The sequence below is a fragment of the Paenibacillus mangrovi genome (assembly GCF_022898935.1).
Classification (GTDB): domain Bacteria; phylum Bacillota; class Bacilli; order Paenibacillales; family Paenibacillaceae; genus Paenibacillus_AQ; species Paenibacillus_AQ mangrovi.
This window is the reverse complement of the sequence record NZ_JALIRP010000006.1, coordinates 295,457-313,278: the sequence shown is the minus strand read 5'-3', so window position 1 is coordinate 313,278 and position 17,822 is coordinate 295,457. Positions and strand designations below refer to the sequence as shown.

Sequence of the window (17,822 nt, the reverse complement as noted above, 5' to 3'; positions counted from 1 at the left end):
ACAGTAACTTTGTATATTATAGACTATATCGACAGTATATCCACTAGATTTTTGTGAACTTTTTTATAGCGCGCAGCCAAAAAACCGTCCTCAGGCGAGGACGGTTCGACAAATTATCGATTCAGCAAGCTTCCGACATACTTCAGTAATTCATTCGCACACACCGGGCAATATCCGTGATCGTCCATCAGACGTTTGCTGACTTCATTAATCCGTTTGAGCTGATTCGCATCCGGCGTTTTCGTGGAGGTGGTGATTTTGACGATATCCTTTAAGTCAGTAAACAACTTCTTCTCAATGGCTTCGCGCAGGCGGTCATGATTATGGTACTCGAATTTTTTCCCTTTACGCGAATAGGACGAAATGCGGATCATAATTTCTTCCCTGAATGCCTTCTTGGCATTTTCCGAAATGCCGATCTGCTCTTCAATGGAACGCATCAGCCGCTCATCCGGATTCATTTCCTCATCGGTCAGCGGGTCGCGGATTTTAGACATATTGCAGAAGGCTTCGATATTATCTAGATAATTTTCAAACAGCGTCTTGGCCGATTCATCAAAGGAATACACAAACGCCTTTTGAACTTCTTTTTTGGCCAGCTCATCATACTCCTTGCGCGCGACCGCGATGAAATTCAGATAACGTTCCCGCTCTTCCTTGGTGATGGAGGCATGCTGATCTAATCCGTCCTTGATCGCTCTCAAAATATCCAACGCGTTAATGCATTGAAGGTCCTGCTTAATCAAAGCACTGGATATCCGGTTGATGACATAGCGAGGATCCACGCCGGACATCCCTTCTTCCAGGTATTCGGATTGCATCTCTTTCAGATCCGCTTCCTTGAAGCCTTCAACTTCTTCACCGTCGTACATCCGCATTTTTTTGACCAGATCCATACCATGCTTTTTCGTTTCCTTCAGCCGCGTCAGTATGGAGAAAATAGCGGCGGACCGCAGCGCATGCGGCGCAATATGCACATGCTTCATATCGCTTTGCTTGATCAGCTTGTTATAAATTTTCTCTTCCTCGGAAACCTTCAGGTTATATGGAATTGGCATAACAATCATCCGAGATTGCAGCGCCTCGTTTTTCTTATTGGATATAAACGCCTTGTATTCGGCTTCATTCGTATGGGCTACAATGAGCTCATCTGCCGAGATAAGCGCAAATCGCCCCGCTTTGAAGTTCCCTTCCTGTGTGAGTGAAAGCAGATTCCATAGAAACTTCTCATCGCATTTGAGCATTTCCTGGAATTCCATCAAGCCGCGGTTAGCTTTGTTCAGCTCTCCGTCAAAACGGTATGCGCGCGGATCGGATTCCGAGCCAAACTCCGTAATGGTGGAGAAGTCGATGCTTCCGGTCAGGTCGGCGATATCCTGCGATTTCGGATCCGACGGACTGAAAGTCCCGATGCCCACTCTCGTATCCTCGGAAATAATCACCCGGGTTACAGGCACCTTTTCGATGTCCCCGTCGTACTCCAGCTTCAGGCGCATCTGGCAGGACGGGCATAAGTTTCCTTCAATACGTACTCCGAGCTCTTTCTCCACTTCGGGCCTCAGATCAAGCGGAATCAAGTGCAGCGGATCCTCATGCATTGGGCAGCCATCGATCGCATACAGCGCTCCTTTCTCGGTCCGTGAATATTTTTCTAGGCCGCGCTTCAGGAGCGTCACCAGCGTGGATTTACCGCCGCTCACTGGCCCCATCAGCAGCAGAATCCGTTTGCGGACATCGAGCCGGCGCGCTGAAGAGTGGAAATACTCCTCAACTAGCTTCTCCACAGACCGGTCCAGGCCAAAAATCTCCTGCTCAAAAAATTTATAGCGCTTATGGCCTCCCACCTCCTCTACGCCGTACGACTTGATCATGTCATACACGCGTGCATGAGCGGTAATGGCCGCTGAAGGATTCTGACGGAGCAGTTCAATGTAATCTTTAAAGGTGCCGTTCCATGCAAGTTGATCACTTTCTGCCCGATAGGCCGCTACGCGTTCGAATATATCCATGCTAGTACCTCCTATGACTACGTTTTGAGTTGTCAAAAATTGCATCAAAGCGTCAAGGGTCAACTTCCTCCCATTTGGTCCAATTTTCGCATTATCCTGAATCAAAAAGTGTATTACATACCTATGCTGAAAATGGGGATTAGTTGACCTATTTTTTCGCGAAAGGAGGATAGTCTTTTATCAAATGTTATAATAAATCTAGATTAAAAAAGACGAGGCTTGACCGCCTTTGGGCAAAGGGGAATTCGAATGACCGTACAGCATGAAACCGAGCTGTATGAGCCGCTGAAGGCTTTTTTTGAGCAGCATGGATATGAAATCAAGGGTGAGGTTCGAAACTGCGATATGGTCGGAGTCCATCCGGAGAAACGCGAGCCACTGATTGTCGAAATGAAAAAAACGTTCAATCTCGCACTGCTTCTGCAGGGGATGGAACGTCAGCAAATGAGCTCACAGGTGTATTTGGCGGTAGAACGCAGCCGCACCAAGCGCGGAGCCGTGAACCAGCGGTGGGGCGAAATCACGAGGCTGTGCCGCAAGCTGGGTTTTGGACTGCTCACCATTACTTTTTTCAAAACGAAAAAGCCCTTTGTTGAGGTTCTGTGTGAACCGGAAAAGCCGGATGCGCCTCTGGGCTTCAAGAAAAAACGTACGGAACGTCTTCTGTACGAGTTCCATGAACGCAGCGGTGATTACAACATTGGCGGCAGCAGCCGCGCAAAGCTTATGACCGCTTACCGTGAAAAGGCACTGCGGGTGGCGCTCGCCATGACCAGCGCTCCGCCGGAAGGCGCTTCTCCGGCCTCACTACGGGACCTGACCGGTATCGGTAATGCGGCCGCTATTTTGAGGAACAACTATTATGGATGGTTTGAACGGATCGGGCGCGGACGGTATGTGCTTACTCCAGCCGGTAAGGAGAGCCTTAATCTGTATGCGGGGGTACTGGAGACCGCACCTTCATCTGCAGGGAATCCGAGTCCGCTCAAGCGTTAGCTGCGGGCTGTGAATTCCGTAATGGCCTCCCCGATCAAATTCATGCCTAGCAGCAGCTCATCCCGGCCCGGATGGGTAAAGTTCAGGCGGATAAATTCTCTGCCTTCCCCATTCGTGTAGCACAGCGTTCCGGGTAAAAACGCAGCTCCTTTATTCACTGAGCATTTCAGCAGAGCAACGCTATCCAGCGCTTCCGGAAGGCGAAGCCAAATGAACATGCCGCCCTCAGGCGCTTCAAACCGGGAACCTTTCCAAGCCGGGCGCTTGAGCAGCTCCATCATCAGCTTCAGCCGGGTCTCGTATTCGCGGTTCAGCATCTGAATATGTTCATGAATATCAAAGGTCGAGGACTCGAGCAGATAATGGAGCAAACACTGGTTAAAGTGGCTGGATTGCCAGTCTGCGAGCTGCTTAGCCATAACCATCGTTTCGATCATGGCTTTGTTTCCCGCGACCCAACCTGTGCGCAGCGAAGGGACTACCGTTTTGCTAAAGGATCCGATATACAGCACATGCCCGCCCTTCCCCGCTTCATCCAGCGAGAACAAGGATGGATACTTCCTGTAAAACTCTTTTTCGGTTATGCCGCCAAAGTGCAAATCTCCATAAGAATTGTCTTCCACGATTAGAACTTTCCGCGATTTGCAAATCTCAAGCACTTCCTTACGCCGCTCCAGACTCCACAGCACCCCAGTCGGATTCGTAAAGTTGGGCGATACCAGCAGCAGCTTGGGACGAACATCCTCCATTTGCTTCAGCAAATGTTCCGGATTGATCCCGTCCGCATTCCCTTCCACCGGAACAATAACCGCACCCTGCATTTTCAGAATCTGCAAAAAACCCGGTGACGTCGGATGTTCGACGAGTACCGGATCCCCCGGCTCCACATATACTCGGGCAAGGAGATCCACGGACTGCTGACTGCCTGTCGTTAGCAGAATTTGTTCCGCAGCGACATCCGTTTGCTTCATTTGCTTGAAATTATTGCTCAGCCACTCCCGCAGCGGCAAATAGCCCTGGGGCTCGCCGTACTGCAGCGCCGCAGGGCTTTTCGATATGACGGCTGCCGCAGCAGCCTCCAGTGATGACAGCGGGAACAACTCCTCAGCGGGAAGCTCTTCAGCAAAAGAAATGAAGGAATCCCGTGTAGACAGTGATCTCATGAAGTGAAGCGGCGACGCCAGCATAGCTTTCGTGCGTTCCGCAAAGGAATACTGCATGATATCTCCTCCTTCTTCCAGTTCCAATCCATCGTTCTCTGGTTAGTATTCTAAAATCTGCACATCAGGATTCCTTAAAATCCTCACATGTATATATATATATCGTGGATTAACTGAAAACAGGACTTTTTTGACGCGCCGTCAGGGCAAACTTTTCAATCGCCTGCGCCCGGGTTGATACACCCAGCTTGACATATATTTTACGCAGATAATTGTCGATGGACCGCCGGCTGACCGCAATTTCCGTAGCGATTTTGTCATAGGTAATGCCTTGGACAATCCGTTCCATAATGAATATTTCCGTATCTGTCAGATGGTATAAGTCGCCGTCAACCATCGAAGTCTGCACCTGCCAGATCCCGTTCTTCAGCCAATCCATCGGCAGAGTTGCTAGTCCTTCCCGCAGACCGTCGATCATCAACATTAGCTGTGTCGCGGAAGCCTGTTTGGATAAAATACCGCTTCCCCCAAGGTTCACTACCGAATGTAGGAGATTGATTCCGTCTGTATCTGTCAGAATAATGATGTGGCTTGAAGGCGAAGAGTGAGCCATTTTTTCGAGCAGCTCTTCAGCTGTTCCTTCCGGCATTTGGTAGTCCAAGAGCACCAGTTCCGGCTGCTGTGAGACAACAAGCATCAGACCTTCATCCCAATTAGAAGCCATGCCCGTTACTTTCAGCTCTTCCCTATCTTCCAATATTAACTTGGTTCCCAGCATACTTGTGGGATGACTGTCTATAATTACGACCCGCCAAACCTTCGTCATTTCAAATGAAACCCCCTGCTAAATAAAGTGGAATGATTAAGTGAATGTATATTTCAGCTATGTTGTGTGCGCGTCAAGTGCTTGTTTTAAGACGTATTAAACGGTTAGCAGCGCCCGGAGGTATCTTAGGTAAATTCTGTTAAAATATCGTAAAAATAAGACTTTACTGCAAATAAATCTAACAAGATTGTATCGCAACGATTCCATATGGCGCAATCTCTTTTTAGGCTTTTCTGTGACTTTAGATTCATTTTTACGAAAAGAGCAGGGAATTTTAAAATAAGGACTGGTAAAAATAACGATTCTCATTTATTTTTAGAGAAACTCTGGGTATAATATGCTTAGATGAGCATGGTAGATTAGCGGGAGGTGGCCTTCATGTCGTTCTCATTAACGTTCTGGATTATTGCGGTTGTGCTTGTAATGTTCCTGACCGGCATCCTAACCGCAGGTTATAACGAAGATAAAACCAAAGGCTTGTAATTAACGGCCAAAAGGGCTTCCTGAACAGGGGAGCCTTTTTACTTGCGCTCTTTCCCCTTTAAGAAAAAAAGAAACATCACGAATGATCGTGATGCCTGAAATGATGGTTATGCGTGTCTTTGCAGCTGAGCCATATCCGATTGGCACTGTCCGCAGATATAACGTTCTTTAAACTCGCTCACTTCATCCATGGAGCCGCAGAATACACATTTGGGACGATAACGTTCGAGGATGATATGATCCCCTTGTACCAAAATTTCTACAGGATCCCCTTCATTCATCTGATACCGTTTTCTGAGCGATTTGGGCAAGACAATTCTCCCCAGCTGATCGACTTTGCGAACTACACCAGCAGGTTTCATAGACCAACTACACCTCTCCTATTAACTAATCAACTTCTTTTATGATTAGAAAGTACTCCCAATCATGTTAAAATAGCTTTCCAAACAAAAAAAATGGGTCTTTCATAATAGTTCGATATGAGGATGTCGAATCCTGCTAACAAATTTAATTTTTATTTCTTTCATTTTGAAACTTACTGCATACCTGGAAAATCCATCTGCCGCAGCGCTTCAAACACGATAATCGCAGCTGAATTGGACAGATTGAGCGAACGCACCTTATCGGTCATAGGCATCCGGATACAGGTATCCGGATTCGCAGCCAGCAGCTCTGGAGGAAGGCCTTTCGTTTCTTTTCCGAACACAAAAAAGTCGCCGTCCCGGAATTCGACATCGGTGTATCTTTTTTCAGCTTTCGTCGAAGTGTAAAAGAAGCGGCCATCCGGATATTTCTCCTGTACCTCCGCAAAAGAATCATGGTATTCGATATGAACCGCGTACCAGTAATCCAGTCCTGCTCTCTTCAGCTGCGAGTCATCCGTACTAAAGCCAAGCGGCCGAACCAGATGCAAATGGGCTCCCGTCGCTGCACAGGTTCTGGCAATATTCCCGGTGTTTGCCGGGATTTCAGGTTCTACAAGCACGATATGCAGTGCCATAATGATTCACTCCATCCTTCAAATTAAGTCAACTTTATTCATCACTAACGAAAAAGCCTTCCGCCATAAGGCGAAAGGCTGTGCGTTCAACAGGCTGATTTTCGTCATCAGCTTGCATTATCCATGACTTTTCTGAAAATCGGCCATGAAATCGACCAGAGCTTTACAGCTGTCATAAGGCACCGCATTGTATATGGAAGCGCGTAAACCGCCCACGCTGCGGTGGCCTTTCAGACCTATGAATCCAGCCTGCTCCGATTCCTTGATGAACTGCTTCTCGAGTTCTTCCGATGCCAGGCGGAACGTAATGTTCATAATGGAACGGCTGCCGGCATCGACAGGACCGCGATAGAAGCCTTCGCTGGTATCGATTATATCATAAATCAGGCCCGCTTTCTTGCGGTTAGCCTGCTCAATGCCAGCAAGGCCACCCTGCTCTTCGATCCATTTCAGAACTTCGTTTACCATATATACGGAGAAAGAAGGAGGCGTATTGTACAGAGAGTCATTTTTCAAGTGCGTGCTGTAACGCAGCATCGTCGGAATATGCTTTGGAGATTCAGCAAGCATCTCTTCCTTGGCGATCACAACCGTTACACCGGAAGGTCCGAGATTTTTCTGCGCTCCGGCATAGATAAAATCGAACTGGCTCGCATCGAACTGGCGGCAGAGAATATCGCTCGACATATCGGCAATCAGCGGTACATTACCTGTTTTCGGGTACTGCTGATATTGGGTGCCTTCGATGGTTTCATTAGAAGTCACGTGCAGATAAGCGGCATTCTCCGGAATTTCGATGCTGCTAAGGTCAGGAATGGACATAAACTTATTCGCTTCCGAGGAGGCGGCAATATGCGTTTCCCCGATCAGCTTCGCTTCCTTGATCGCCTTATCAGCCCAGCTGCCGGACAGAACATAACTCGCCGTTTTACCTTCCGTCAAAAAATTCATCGGGATCATGGCAAACTGCGTGCTCGCCCCGCCCTGCAAAAACAACACCTTGTATCCTTCAGGGTTGCCAAGAAGGGTCAGCAGGCGGCTTTCCGCTTCATGATGGACTTCCTCATAAACTTTACCCCGGTGCGACATTTCCATAATGGACATGCCTGTACCTCGAAAATTAACAAATTCAGCCTGTGCGCGTTCTAGAACCTCAAGCGGCAACGCTGCCGGTCCCGCATTGAAATTATAAGCTCTCTTGCTCACGATTACTCCCCATCCTCTCTCTGTCCACTAATTTTATAAAATGATAGCAGGTATCCCCGGAAGCATCAAGTGCTAAAAAGCACAAGCGTAAGTCCTGGTGATGTATTCCCTTTCCTTATTACTTTATCATATTTCTTTTACTTGTATAAAGCTTTACAGAATTAAAATCTATCGTTCTTTCACGGCTAGCCTGCACTCCATTTACAAAAAAGACTGCCCCATTTGAGACAGTCTTTCGTGTTACGCAGGATTAGCAGTCGAAGTACAGACCGTATTCATGCGGATGAATGCGGATGCCAACGGCTTTCGCTTCGCCGCGCTTCAGTTCGATGAAGTTATCGATGAAGTCTTTCGTAAATACGTCGCCTTCGAGCAAGAACTCGTAGTCGGCTTTCAAAGCGTCGAGTGCTTCGTCCAGCGTACCAGGCACACTGCGGATTTGCGATTTTTGATCATCGCTCATCTCATAGATGTTTTTGTCCATTGGACCGTATCCGAGTTCAACCGGATTGATTTTGCGTTTGATACCATCCAGACCAGCCATCAGCATTGCGGAGAATGCCAGATAAGGATTCGCTGTGGAGTCCGGTGTACGGAATTCGATGCGGCAGCCTTTTGGCGTTACGGCAGCAACCGGAATACGGATCGCCGCGGAACGGTTTCCTTTAGAGAATACCAGGTTTACCGGTGCTTCATAACCTGGAACTAGACGTTTGAAAGAATTCGTCGACGGGTTCGTCAGGGCCAGCAGTGCTGGAGCATGGTACAGGATACCGCCGATGTAATGAAGAGCCATCTCACTCAGGTTCGCATAGCCGCCTTTTTCATAGAACAAAGGTATGTCGCCGTCGAAAATCGATTGGTGAACGTGCATGCCGCTTCCGTTGTCTCCGAATAGAGGCTTCGGCATGAAGGTTGCCACTTTACCGTACTGGCGGGCTGTGTTGTGAACGATATATTTGTATACAAGCAGATTGTCTGCTGTTTTCTTCAACGTATCAAAACGGAAGTTGATTTCCGCTTGGCCTGCGGTTGCCACCTCATGGTGATGGCGTTCAACGCGCAGTCCCACTTCTTCAAGCAGACGGCACATTTCACTGCGGATATCCTGCTGCGAATCTACCGGAGCGACCGGCACATAACCGCCTTTAACGCCCACTTTGAAGCCCAGGTTGCCGCCTTCCTCCTTGCGGTTCGTGTTCCATGCGGCTTCTTCGGAATCCACATAGAAGGAAGAGCTGTTCATCGTGCTTTCGTAACGGACATCATCGAAAATAAAGAACTCGGACTCCGGTGCGAAGAAAGCTGTTGTTCCTACACCGCTGGCTTGCAGAAACTCTTCAGCCTTTGCTGCGATGCCGCGTGGGTCACGTTCATAACGCTCACCGTCCGGTGTATAGATGTTGCACATGATGTTCAATGTCGGATGTGCGGTAAACGGATCGATGAATGCCGCATCTGGATCAGGCATCATAACCATATCGGATTCTTCGATCCCTCGGAAACCGGGAATGGAAGAACCGTCAAACGCTACTCCGTTCACAAACGTTTCTTCATCCACTTCTCTAGCAGGCAAGGAAATGTGATGAGCACGGCCAGACAAATCTACAAAGCGAAAATCTACCCACTCAATTGCATTATCTTTGATTGTTTTCAACACGTTTTCTACCGACATGATCTCTTCCTCCTAATATCCGAACATTATTATACTTATTTAACGTGAACGTTCAGTATCTAATCTTTATGTCGTCATTATAAAACGCAAAACCTGACATCGTCAATATCCATGTCAGGTATTTTTTTAACGTATGTCAGGTATTCTCACACAATTAGGTGACTGCCCAGTGTAAAAGCAAAACAAACAGCCTGCCACCCGGTTATGAACCGATTGGCAGGCTAGTATATGTTTTGGTTATGAATAATCAGGTTAGACCGCAAATACCTCTGCAGGTGCTTTTTCCGTATTGAATGTACGGCCAACAAGCGGAGCGAGTTTTTCCAGATCCTTCAGCAGGGCTGCAAATTGGTCTGGGAACAAAGATTGTACGCCGTCACCCGTCATAGAGTTATCAGGATCTGTATGCATTTCGATAATGAGGCCATTGGCTCCGGCAGCAACGGAAGCCTTGGACATCGGTTCCACCAGCTCGCGGCGTCCGGTACCGTGGCTTGGATCGGAGATGACAGGCAAATGGCTCAACTGCTGCAGTACAGGGATAGCCGACAGATCGAGCGTATTGCGGGTATAGCTTTCAAACGTACGGATTCCGCGTTCGCACAGCATCACGTTTGGATTACCTCCGGCCAGAATGTACTCAGCCGCGTTCAGCAGCTCGTCATAGGTCGCACTGAAGCCTCGCTTAAGAAGAACCGGTTTGCCGCAGGTCCCCAGTTTACGGAGCAAATCAAAGTTCTGCATGTTGCGTGTGCCAACCTGCAAAATATCTGCGTATTCCGCGCAAATATCAACATACTCCGGTGTCATGACTTCGGTAATGGTGAGTAGTCCATGCTTCTGGCCGGCCTCGGCCATCATGATCAAGCCCTCCACCCCAACACCTTGGAAGCTGTATGGACCTGTACGAGGTTTGAATGCACCGCCGCGAAGCACCTGTCCACCAGCTGCTTTGACCAAGGCTGCAATTTCATCAATTTGCTTTGGGGATTCAACGGCGCATGGTCCCCCCATAATAACCAGCTCTTCACCGCCGATTTGTACGCCTTTAATATCGATAACCGTATTCTCTGGGTGGAAATCCCGGCTTGCGAGTTTGTATGATTTTGTAATCTTCACTATATTTTCGACGCCTTTCATCTGCCGCAAATGTTCTGCAATCTTGGGATCCACCTTGCCAATGAGTCCGATAACCGTGCGATCCGTGCCTCTGGATACAGAAGCCTGCAATCCGTTTTGCTCAATGACGCGGACGATATCCTGAATCTGTTCCTCCGGCGTCGTATTAGACGTAATAACGATCATGATTACCATTCCTTTCTGTATGAAGGCGCAGAGCCTGCTGTGCTGATTTTATATTTTGATTGAATTCGCTCTTTTACTTAGACGCTTTTTAGCTTTTAAGCTTTTATCCATTAAAGTAAATATAAAGCATGAATCTCCATTCGTCAAGTCCAAGTCCATGTCTTCATCGAGAAAATGAGTAAAATTTACTATATGAAAAAAACAGGCCTCCCATTAATGGAAAGCCTGTTCATGATTCTACTTTTTAGCTTTAACCGGTGGTAGCAGTTTCTGCATATTCACCGTCCGCCGAATTTCCCAGGTCTCCGGGTCATTCGGATCATACTGCTCCAAGTAGGTAACAACCTCTTTGGTGATCGGAGTAGGTGTAGACGCCCCCGAGGTAACAGCTACCTTCTCGATGCCTTCCAGCCATTCGCGGTTGAGTTCGGTAATGTCGGCAATCCGGTAGGCCTTGACATTAGCGATTTCTTCGGATACCTGCGCAAGCCGGTTGGAGTTATTGCTTCTAGGGTCTCCGACCACGATGACCAAATCGGCCTGTCCGGCCTGCTCTGCAACCGCTTCCTGGCGCACCTGTGTGGCCAGACAAATTTCGTTATGAACCTCGGCCGAAGGATACAGCTCCAGCAGCCGTTTCACGATATGCTTGATATCCCACTGGCTCATGGTTGTTTGGTTCGTAATGATGATCCGGGAAGCATTGACCTTGAGATCGGCAATTTCTTCTTCTTTTTCGATCAGATGCACATGATCCGGCGCAATCCCGATAGCACCTTCCGGCTCCGGATGGCCTTTTTTCCCGATATAGATCACTTCGTATCCATCGGCAACCTTCTCACGGATCAGATCATGGGTTTTCGTGACGTCAGGACAGGTCGCATCGACCGTGGTCAAACCTTTTTCGCGGGCAATTTTCCGCACTTCAGGCGAAACGCCGTGTGCTGTAAAAATAACCGTACCTTTATCCACCTGATTCAGAATATCCAGACGGTTTGCCCCGTCCAGTGTAATAATGCCTTCGTCCTCAAAGGAGTTCGTGACATGGCTGTTATGAACGATCATGCCAAGTATATATATAGGTCGCGGGAGATCCAGATTCTGAGCAGCCTGGCGCGCAAGCACCATGGCATCTACAACACCGTAACAATATCCGCGTGGTGATATTTTAATGACTTCCATTCGCTGACTTCACCTGCTTTCTTCATGCTTAAGCTATCCAAGTATTCATTATAATCTATTCCAGAGGTGTCGGAAAGACAATCGGCAGCCAGATGATGAAAGTCGTTCCCTCACCCTGACGTGTCACCACTTCGACGGAGCCTTCCAGCTCATCGATGATCCATTTGGCGATAGATAAGCCAAGCCCGATGCCTTCGGTCACGCCACGGGATTGGTCTGCACGGTAAAACCGCTCGAAAATATGAGGTACTTCCTCTTTGTCCATCCCAATTCCGGTATCGCTAATGCGGATCCCCACCTGATTTTGATAAACGAAGGCATCAAAGACAACCTTGCCCTCAGGCGTGTATTTGAACGCATTTTCGATAAAAATGAACAGCATCTGCTGCATATAATCCTTGTTGCCGTTCACGTAAATTCCGTTTAATATCGAAAAATCTCCGGTGATCCATTCTGCCTGACGCGGCAGCATCTGAGCCCGGCGTGCAACTTCCTCAACAAGAATCTCGAGTGGAACCGGCTCTTTCTCAAAGGTCCGTCCGGTATCCGCACGCGCCAGGGACAGCATATCGCTGACCAGGCGGCTCATCCGTTTGGACTCATCTGCAATATCACCCACAGCCTCGAGAGACATCGTATGCAGTGTTTCTTCGTTCAGATTCGGACGCTCCGATGCATCCTTGGACCACATTTTTTGCAGGAGATCGACGTTGCCGCGAATTGTGGTCAGCGGTGTGCGCAGTTCATGGGATGCATCCGATACGAACCGGCGCTGAGCCGCGTAGGACTCCTCCAGGTTTTTATAAAAGCCTTCCATCCGCCCAAGCATGTTGTTCACCGTATTGATCAGCTGTCCAATCTCATCCTGCGGCCCTTCATAGGCAATACGCACGCTTAGATCAGAGCCTTTTTGGATCTGGTCAGCAGCCTCAATGACCTTGCCGATCGGAGCCATCGATTTACGTGCAAGAAACAGACCAAACGTGGTTGCCATCAGCACCATGATCGTGGCACTGATGATCAAAATGCTTTTGAGAGTTTGCAGTAGCTCCTCCTCATGACCAATGTACATTCCTAGCTGCATAAAACCGACTACTTGGTCCTGAACAACTACAGGCTGTTGATAAACCATGAACGGATTTCCGCTCAATTTTATGACTTCAAAGGGCTTCGATTTCGCGTACGTAGTAGCATTTTTGGCAGAAGGCACAGGAAAAGTGCTTTTAATATTCGCCAAATTTTCTGTTATAATGTCACGATTGTTTTTATAATCATGTAGCTGCCCATATATTTGGGACGCCTGGAAATCGGGAGTTGCTGCGAGCCCACCAACATCAATTTTTAATTTCCCTTGTGAAAAGTTAAAATTAATATTGGGTACAATTTGATTCCTCTGCTCAACGAGGTTATCTTTAACTTTGGAAAAAGTATAATAATGAACCACCCCATAGACGGCAGAGCCGAACAAGATAAGCGTTACCGCCAAAATGCATGTATACCAGGTGGTCAGCCGAAGTCGTATAGACATGTTTATGAGTCACCTCTCAGAATGTAACCGGCTCCTCGAATGGTTTGAATAAGCCGTTTGCCTCCATATTCTTCGGTTTTCTGACGCAGCATCGCGATATAAACCTCGAGCACGTTGGACTCGCCGCTGTAATCATAGCCCCAGATCTTGTCCATGATGAGATCACGCGACAACACCCTCTTCGGATTCTGCATAAATAAATGCAGCAGCTCGAATTCCTTCGCGGTCAGCTCCAGCCGTTTGCCTTCGCGCAGCACCTCTCTGGAATCGACATCAAGGACGATGTCTTCATAGGTTAAGCGGTGATCCTCATTATCCTCCTGCCCCGGTTTCCGGCGCAGCAGTGCACGCACACGCGCAAGCAGTTCTTCCAGCGCGAACGGCTTGACCAGATAATCGTCCGCGCCCAGATCCAGACCTTTAACCCGATGTTCGATTTCATCCTTGGCGGTCAGCATGAGTACTGGTACCCGAATACCTCCTTCACGTAAACGGCGGCACACTTCAAATCCGTCCACCTGCGGCATCATGACATCCAGGATCACCAGATCCGGCTCACTGTTCAGAACACTCTTTAAGCCTTCAGCCCCATTATTGGCCGTGATAATATCGTAGCCTTCAAATGCCAGCCCCCTGCGCAGCATGGAAATAATTTTTTCGTCGTCATCAATGATCAATACTTTCGATCGCATATACGGATGGCTCCTTCGTTTCTGTACTATATTTTCTCAATAAGTTGTTAGTTCTATTGTAGCAGTCAATTTTAGCCTTTGCATCTTTGTACAACAACAGCGGAAGGGACCCTCCCTTCCGCTGTCAAAGTGTATACAGCCTTCTGAGATTATTATTGATTGTTATCAGAAGGAATATTGTATTTGTTTTTGTCGCCAATAGTAACATCCAAATCCATTTTCTTGCCGTTGCGGACCACATTCAGTGTCACCTTGGAGCCGACTTTTTGTTTTTGGATAAAGTTAACCAGGTCCGTGTTGTTCTTGTAGCTGGTGCCGTTCACGCCGGTAATGATGTCATATGGACGAAGATCCGCTTCATATGCTGGGGATCTAAACATAACATCTGCCACCACACAGCCCTCTTTAACGTCAGTATTCATTTGTTTGGCAACTTCATCCGTCATCGTCATCAGAGTTGCACCGATGAACGGAACAGGTTCCTTCGGAATTTCTTGGTTGTTTTCGAGCTTGCTTACAACACTCTTGATGGTGCTTGTTGGGATCGCAAAGCCAATGCCTTGGGAATCCGCGCTCACAGCAACATTCATGCCGATGACTTCACCATTCATATTCAGCAGCGGTCCACCGGAGTTACCAGGGTTGATGGATGCGTCTGTTTGCAGCAAATGCTGGTATTTACGAGTACCTGTATCTTCCTTGATGTCGATAGTACGTTCACGTGCGCTCAGTACACCGGTGGTTACTGTGTGGTCGAAGCCTTGCGGGTTACCGATGGCAACAACAGGTTCACCAACTTTCAATTGGTTGGAATCACCGAGCGGTACAGTAGGGAAGTCCTTTTTGCCATCGATTTTCAGTACGGCCAAATCAAGATCCTTGGAGCTGCCAAGAAGTTTGGCTTCGTAAGTTTTGCTGTCGTTCTCAATGGTTACCTGAATCACATCCGCATTCTCAATAACGTGCTCGTTCGTAAGGATATAGCCATCTTTGTTGTATATAAATCCGGAACCAATGCCGTATGGTACCAGCTGCGAATCGTTTTGAGACTGTGATTGAGAGCCATCGCCTTGTCCACCGTTGGAATCGCTGCCGCCTCCATTTTGGAAACCGAAGAAATATGAGAACGGATCATTCATAAATGGACTCGACTGCGATTGGCTGCGGTTGTTGGCTTTTACGAGCGTTTCAATCTTCACGACTGCAGGTCCTGCTTCCTGTACAACACCTGATACATCCGTAGGCTTGTTCCAAGGAAGCGAAGTTGTTGAATTGCTTCCGCTGCCTTCAGGGGTCGCGGATACGGCCGCGCTAGACTGCTCTCCAGATGACATCGCAGCGTCTGGTGTGAACAAGTTCATCCGGTCCGCAGTAAACATCAGACCTGAAATGACCACCATGCCAGCCAGGAAGGAAATCAGTATCGATTTGACCGAGCTTTTAGGCTTCTGATTGAACTGCCAGTTGTTGTTGCCACCGTTGCCACCGTTCCCTCCATTTCCTCCGATTGCTCCGCCGTTTCTGCCGGCATTGCCGGAATCAGTTGAGGAGTAGTAAGGACTTACTGACGGATATGGCCGAACCGGATTCGGTGGCGTGATCTCAACATCCTCTTGCTTATGGCTTTCTGCTTTAGCATTATCTTTCCCAAGAGATTGGAACGGTCCGTAGGAATAGTAATGTGAGGAACTAGGTTCCGTAGACTCTTGACGCTTCATTGTGTTATTTTCAAATTCTTCAGGTTGACCGGATCTGTTTCTTTCATCCATGGTTTATGCCTCCTGTACCCTTTTATATTAAATTCCTTATGGGAATCGTTTAACTGTTTATATCATGTACTATGAACCTTAATAGCAGATTAAAAACAATTAAAAAGGAGATAAGAAAACACAATTATCGATGAAAATCATAGAAGACAGACCGCTTTTAGAGGTAGGTTTTCTTGCGAAATCAGGTAGTAGCTCTTCGTTGCTCATCATTCTGATTTCTAAAAGAAAAACAAAAAACGATGTAAATCAAAGAAGACAGACCGCTGCCCCCTCTTATTCGGAATGCACCCATCCTTTGCGGTGGGCATAGATCGCCAGCTGCGTTCGATCCTCCAGCTCGCATTTCATGAGCAGGTTGCTGACATGGGTTTTAACCGTCTTGATGCTGATATGCAGCTCTTCGGCGATATCCTTGTTGCTTTTGCCTTCCGCTATCAGCAGCAGTACTTCTTTCTCACGTTCGGTCATACCAGAGGAATCGCCCTGGACGGTGCGCTGACGGATTCCCCGCGTAAGCGCCTGGGACACATCGCCAGTCATAACAGGCATGCCGCGGTTTGCCCCCTGCAAAGCATAAATTAGCTCATCCGCCGAAACGGTTTTGAGTACATAGCTGACAGCTCCCGCTTCGACCGCATCCACGACAAGATCATCCTCCAAAAAGCTTGTCAAAATGACAATTTTCATGGATGGGTACTCCGCAAGAACCGCTCTCGTAGTCTCGACTCCATTCATAACGGGCATCATCAGATCCATCAGGATTAGATCGGGAAACTTCTCCGGCGCCGCATTTTTCAACCAATCGACCACTTTAGACCCGTTATCCGCCTCACCAACCACCTCAATGGATGGATCCAGCATTAAATATGTTTTAAGTCCCATCCGTACCATTTCATGATCATCCACGATCATCACTTTAATGATATCTGTCATTATTCCTCTTCCTCTCCCATCTTATGTCCCATTTCGGCTGTTCCCTCTACAAACTTAGGTATATGTACGCGAATCGTTGTTCCGGAACCCTGGCGGCTGATAATTTCCACTTTTCCGCCTAATTTTTCAGCCCGCTCCTGCATAGTCGACAAGCCATAGGATCCCGTCTTATGCGGAACCTCATTAAAGCCCTGCCCGTCATCACTGATACTGAGAACGACCTGCCGCTGCTCCTCGCGAAGAGACATGCTGACAAGACGAGCATGAGCATGCTTGACGATGTTGGCCATAGCCTCCTGGATAATCAAAAATAATTGATGCTCGATCGCTTCTGACAATTTCCCCTGCAGCTCAACTTCCTTCATGCCCTTCAGTCCGTTTTGGCGGCAGTAATCCGGGAACCATACCTCCAGCGCCTCTGCCAGGTTCTTACCCTCGAGCTCGACAGGGCGCAGCTGGGCAATCAATGCCCGCATCTGTTTCTGGGCCATCTGCGACATGGTGATCAGTTGGGTCATAACAACTTGCCCGTGCTCCGCATTACGTTCCAGCACTTTAGGAAGCGATGAGGCTGACATGTGAATGGCGAACAGCTGCTGGCTAACCGTATCATGCAAGTCACGGGCCATACGGCGGCGTTCTTCCAGTACCGCTTGCTCCGCGGCCTTCTCCTTCTCTACAACCTCCTGTTCACCCATCCGCTGCAGCAGCATCATTTTCTTCTCCATGGCTTCCATAAGATTGTTGAACTCATGGTACAGCCGCGTAAAAGTAGGATCATCCGATTCTTCAATCCGAACGGACAGTTTGCCTTTGGCAACCTGGAGCATATTGTACTCAAGGATATCGATTTTTCGCTGAATGCGCTGGCCGGTAATGTAACCAATTACGATGGATAACAGCAGGAAGCCCAGGCTCGTGTAGACCCAAACCCAGGTTCCTTTGACAATCAGATGCCCACTGTTCACCCCGTATATTACCGCGCTCATTAAGAGTCCGCTCAAGAGAAAATAAAACAGCAGCACCCATTTTGTGTTCTTCATAATATTCTTCATGCA

At 48.0% G+C, this 17,822-nt stretch carries 15 protein-coding genes; 1 reads left to right on the top strand and 14 read right to left on the bottom strand.

Going from position 1 to position 17,822, the window contains the following annotated elements; all coding sequences use genetic code 11:
- Positions 1 to 113 precede the first annotated feature (113 nt).
- Positions 114 to 2,009 (bottom strand): PrkA family serine protein kinase, encoded by a 1,896-nt coding sequence (locus MUG84_RS16730; RefSeq protein WP_244726684.1) that lies wholly within the window; start codon positions 2,007 to 2,009, stop codon positions 114 to 116.
- Positions 2,010 to 2,258: 249 nt separating this feature from the next.
- On the opposite strand from MUG84_RS16730, the gene MUG84_RS16725 reads away from it, so the two are divergent.
- Entirely contained in the window at positions 2,259 to 3,005 is a 747-nt protein-coding gene (locus tag MUG84_RS16725) for a DUF2161 domain-containing phosphodiesterase (RefSeq protein WP_244726681.1), read from the top strand.
- On the opposite strand, the gene MUG84_RS16720 is transcribed toward MUG84_RS16725, so the two are convergent.
- From MUG84_RS16720 to MUG84_RS16660, 13 genes are all read right to left on the bottom strand, one after another.
- Complete coding sequence (locus MUG84_RS16720; RefSeq protein WP_244726679.1) at positions 3,002 to 4,225, bottom strand: aminotransferase-like domain-containing protein; 1,224 nt, start codon at positions 4,223 to 4,225, stop codon at positions 3,002 to 3,004. The genes MUG84_RS16725 and MUG84_RS16720 overlap by 4 nt on opposite strands.
- 109 nt (positions 4,226 to 4,334) lie before the next feature.
- Complete coding sequence (locus MUG84_RS16715) at positions 4,335 to 4,991, bottom strand: response regulator transcription factor (protein ID WP_244726677.1); 657 nt, start codon at positions 4,989 to 4,991, stop codon at positions 4,335 to 4,337.
- A 590-nt stretch (positions 4,992 to 5,581) separates the two neighbouring features.
- Positions 5,582 to 5,836, bottom strand: a complete 255-nt coding sequence (locus tag MUG84_RS16710; protein ID WP_160043317.1) for an AbrB/MazE/SpoVT family DNA-binding domain-containing protein — start codon at positions 5,834 to 5,836, stop codon at positions 5,582 to 5,584.
- Between the two features lie 173 nt (positions 5,837 to 6,009).
- Complete coding sequence (trmL, locus tag MUG84_RS16705) at positions 6,010 to 6,474, bottom strand: tRNA (uridine(34)/cytosine(34)/5-carboxymethylaminomethyluridine(34)-2'-O)-methyltransferase TrmL (RefSeq protein WP_244726674.1); 465 nt, start codon at positions 6,472 to 6,474, stop codon at positions 6,010 to 6,012.
- A gap of 117 nt (positions 6,475 to 6,591) precedes the next feature.
- Positions 6,592 to 7,683: a 3-phosphoserine/phosphohydroxythreonine transaminase gene (gene serC, locus MUG84_RS16700; protein ID WP_244726904.1), complete on the bottom strand. Its 1,092-nt coding sequence runs from the start codon at positions 7,681 to 7,683 to the stop codon at positions 6,592 to 6,594.
- Positions 7,684 to 7,930: 247 nt separating this feature from the next.
- Positions 7,931 to 9,355, bottom strand: a complete 1,425-nt coding sequence (gene glnA / locus MUG84_RS16695) for a type I glutamate--ammonia ligase (protein WP_244726672.1) — start codon at positions 9,353 to 9,355, stop codon at positions 7,931 to 7,933.
- Positions 9,356 to 9,607: 252 nt separating this feature from the next.
- Positions 9,608 to 10,660 carry a 3-deoxy-7-phosphoheptulonate synthase gene (gene aroF, locus MUG84_RS16690; RefSeq protein ID WP_244726670.1) on the bottom strand — a complete coding sequence of 351 codons (1,053 nt, stop codon included), beginning with the start codon at positions 10,658 to 10,660 and terminating at the stop codon, positions 9,608 to 9,610.
- Between the two features lie 237 nt (positions 10,661 to 10,897).
- On the bottom strand, positions 10,898 to 11,842 hold the full coding sequence (locus tag MUG84_RS16685) for a 4-hydroxy-3-methylbut-2-enyl diphosphate reductase (RefSeq protein ID WP_244726668.1): 945 nt from the start codon (positions 11,840 to 11,842) through the stop codon (positions 10,898 to 10,900).
- Positions 11,843 to 11,897: 55 nt separating this feature from the next.
- A complete protein-coding gene (locus MUG84_RS16680; protein ID WP_244726666.1) occupies positions 11,898 to 13,370 on the bottom strand; it encodes a sensor histidine kinase in 1,473 nt (490 codons plus the stop codon).
- A 2-nt stretch (positions 13,371 to 13,372) separates the two neighbouring features.
- Positions 13,373 to 14,062 (bottom strand): response regulator transcription factor, encoded by a 690-nt coding sequence (locus MUG84_RS16675; RefSeq protein ID WP_244726664.1) that lies wholly within the window; start codon positions 14,060 to 14,062, stop codon positions 13,373 to 13,375.
- Positions 14,063 to 14,214: 152 nt separating this feature from the next.
- Positions 14,215 to 15,831 carry a S1C family serine protease gene (locus MUG84_RS16670; protein ID WP_244726662.1) on the bottom strand — a complete coding sequence of 539 codons (1,617 nt, stop codon included), beginning with the start codon at positions 15,829 to 15,831 and terminating at the stop codon, positions 14,215 to 14,217.
- A gap of 273 nt (positions 15,832 to 16,104) precedes the next feature.
- Entirely contained in the window at positions 16,105 to 16,764 is a 660-nt protein-coding gene (locus MUG84_RS16665) for a response regulator (protein ID WP_280521359.1), read from the bottom strand.
- Positions 16,764 to 17,819 carry a sensor histidine kinase gene (locus MUG84_RS16660; protein ID WP_244726660.1) on the bottom strand — a complete coding sequence of 352 codons (1,056 nt, stop codon included), beginning with the start codon at positions 17,817 to 17,819 and terminating at the stop codon, positions 16,764 to 16,766. Before MUG84_RS16660 ends, MUG84_RS16665 begins: the two co-directional genes overlap by 1 nt.
- Between the last annotated feature and the right edge of the window lie 3 nt (positions 17,820 to 17,822).

Excerpts from the sequence above, each read along its gene's own strand:
- MUG84_RS16730 (WP_244726684.1), bottom strand. The coding sequence starts at position 2,009 with ATGGATATATTCGAACGCGTAGCGGCCTATCGGGCAGAAAGTGATCAA.
- MUG84_RS16725 (WP_244726681.1), top strand. The coding sequence starts at position 2,259 with ATGACCGTACAGCATGAAACCGAGCTGTATGAGCCGCTGAAGGCTTTT.
- MUG84_RS16720 (WP_244726679.1), bottom strand. The coding sequence starts at position 4,225 with ATGCAGTATTCCTTTGCGGAACGCACGAAAGCTATGCTGGCGTCGCCG.
- MUG84_RS16715 (WP_244726677.1), bottom strand. The coding sequence starts at position 4,991 with ATGACGAAGGTTTGGCGGGTCGTAATTATAGACAGTCATCCCACAAGT.
- MUG84_RS16710 (WP_160043317.1), bottom strand. The coding sequence starts at position 5,836 with ATGAAACCTGCTGGTGTAGTTCGCAAAGTCGATCAGCTGGGGAGAATT.
- trmL (WP_244726674.1), bottom strand. The coding sequence starts at position 6,474 with ATGGCACTGCATATCGTGCTTGTAGAACCTGAAATCCCGGCAAACACC.
- glnA (WP_244726672.1), bottom strand. The coding sequence starts at position 9,355 with ATGTCGGTAGAAAACGTGTTGAAAACAATCAAAGATAATGCAATTGAG.
- aroF (WP_244726670.1), bottom strand. The coding sequence starts at position 10,660 with ATGATCGTTATTACGTCTAATACGACGCCGGAGGAACAGATTCAGGAT.
- MUG84_RS16685 (WP_244726668.1), bottom strand. The coding sequence starts at position 11,842 with ATGGAAGTCATTAAAATATCACCACGCGGATATTGTTACGGTGTTGTA.
- MUG84_RS16680 (WP_244726666.1), bottom strand. The coding sequence starts at position 13,370 with ATGTCTATACGACTTCGGCTGACCACCTGGTATACATGCATTTTGGCG.
- MUG84_RS16675 (WP_244726664.1), bottom strand. The coding sequence starts at position 14,062 with ATGCGATCGAAAGTATTGATCATTGATGACGACGAAAAAATTATTTCC.
- MUG84_RS16670 (WP_244726662.1), bottom strand. The coding sequence starts at position 15,831 with ATGGATGAAAGAAACAGATCCGGTCAACCTGAAGAATTTGAAAATAAC.
- MUG84_RS16665 (WP_280521359.1), bottom strand. The coding sequence starts at position 16,764 with ATGACAGATATCATTAAAGTGATGATCGTGGATGATCATGAAATGGTA.
- MUG84_RS16660 (WP_244726660.1), bottom strand. The coding sequence starts at position 17,819 with ATGAAGAATATTATGAAGAACACAAAATGGGTGCTGCTGTTTTATTTT.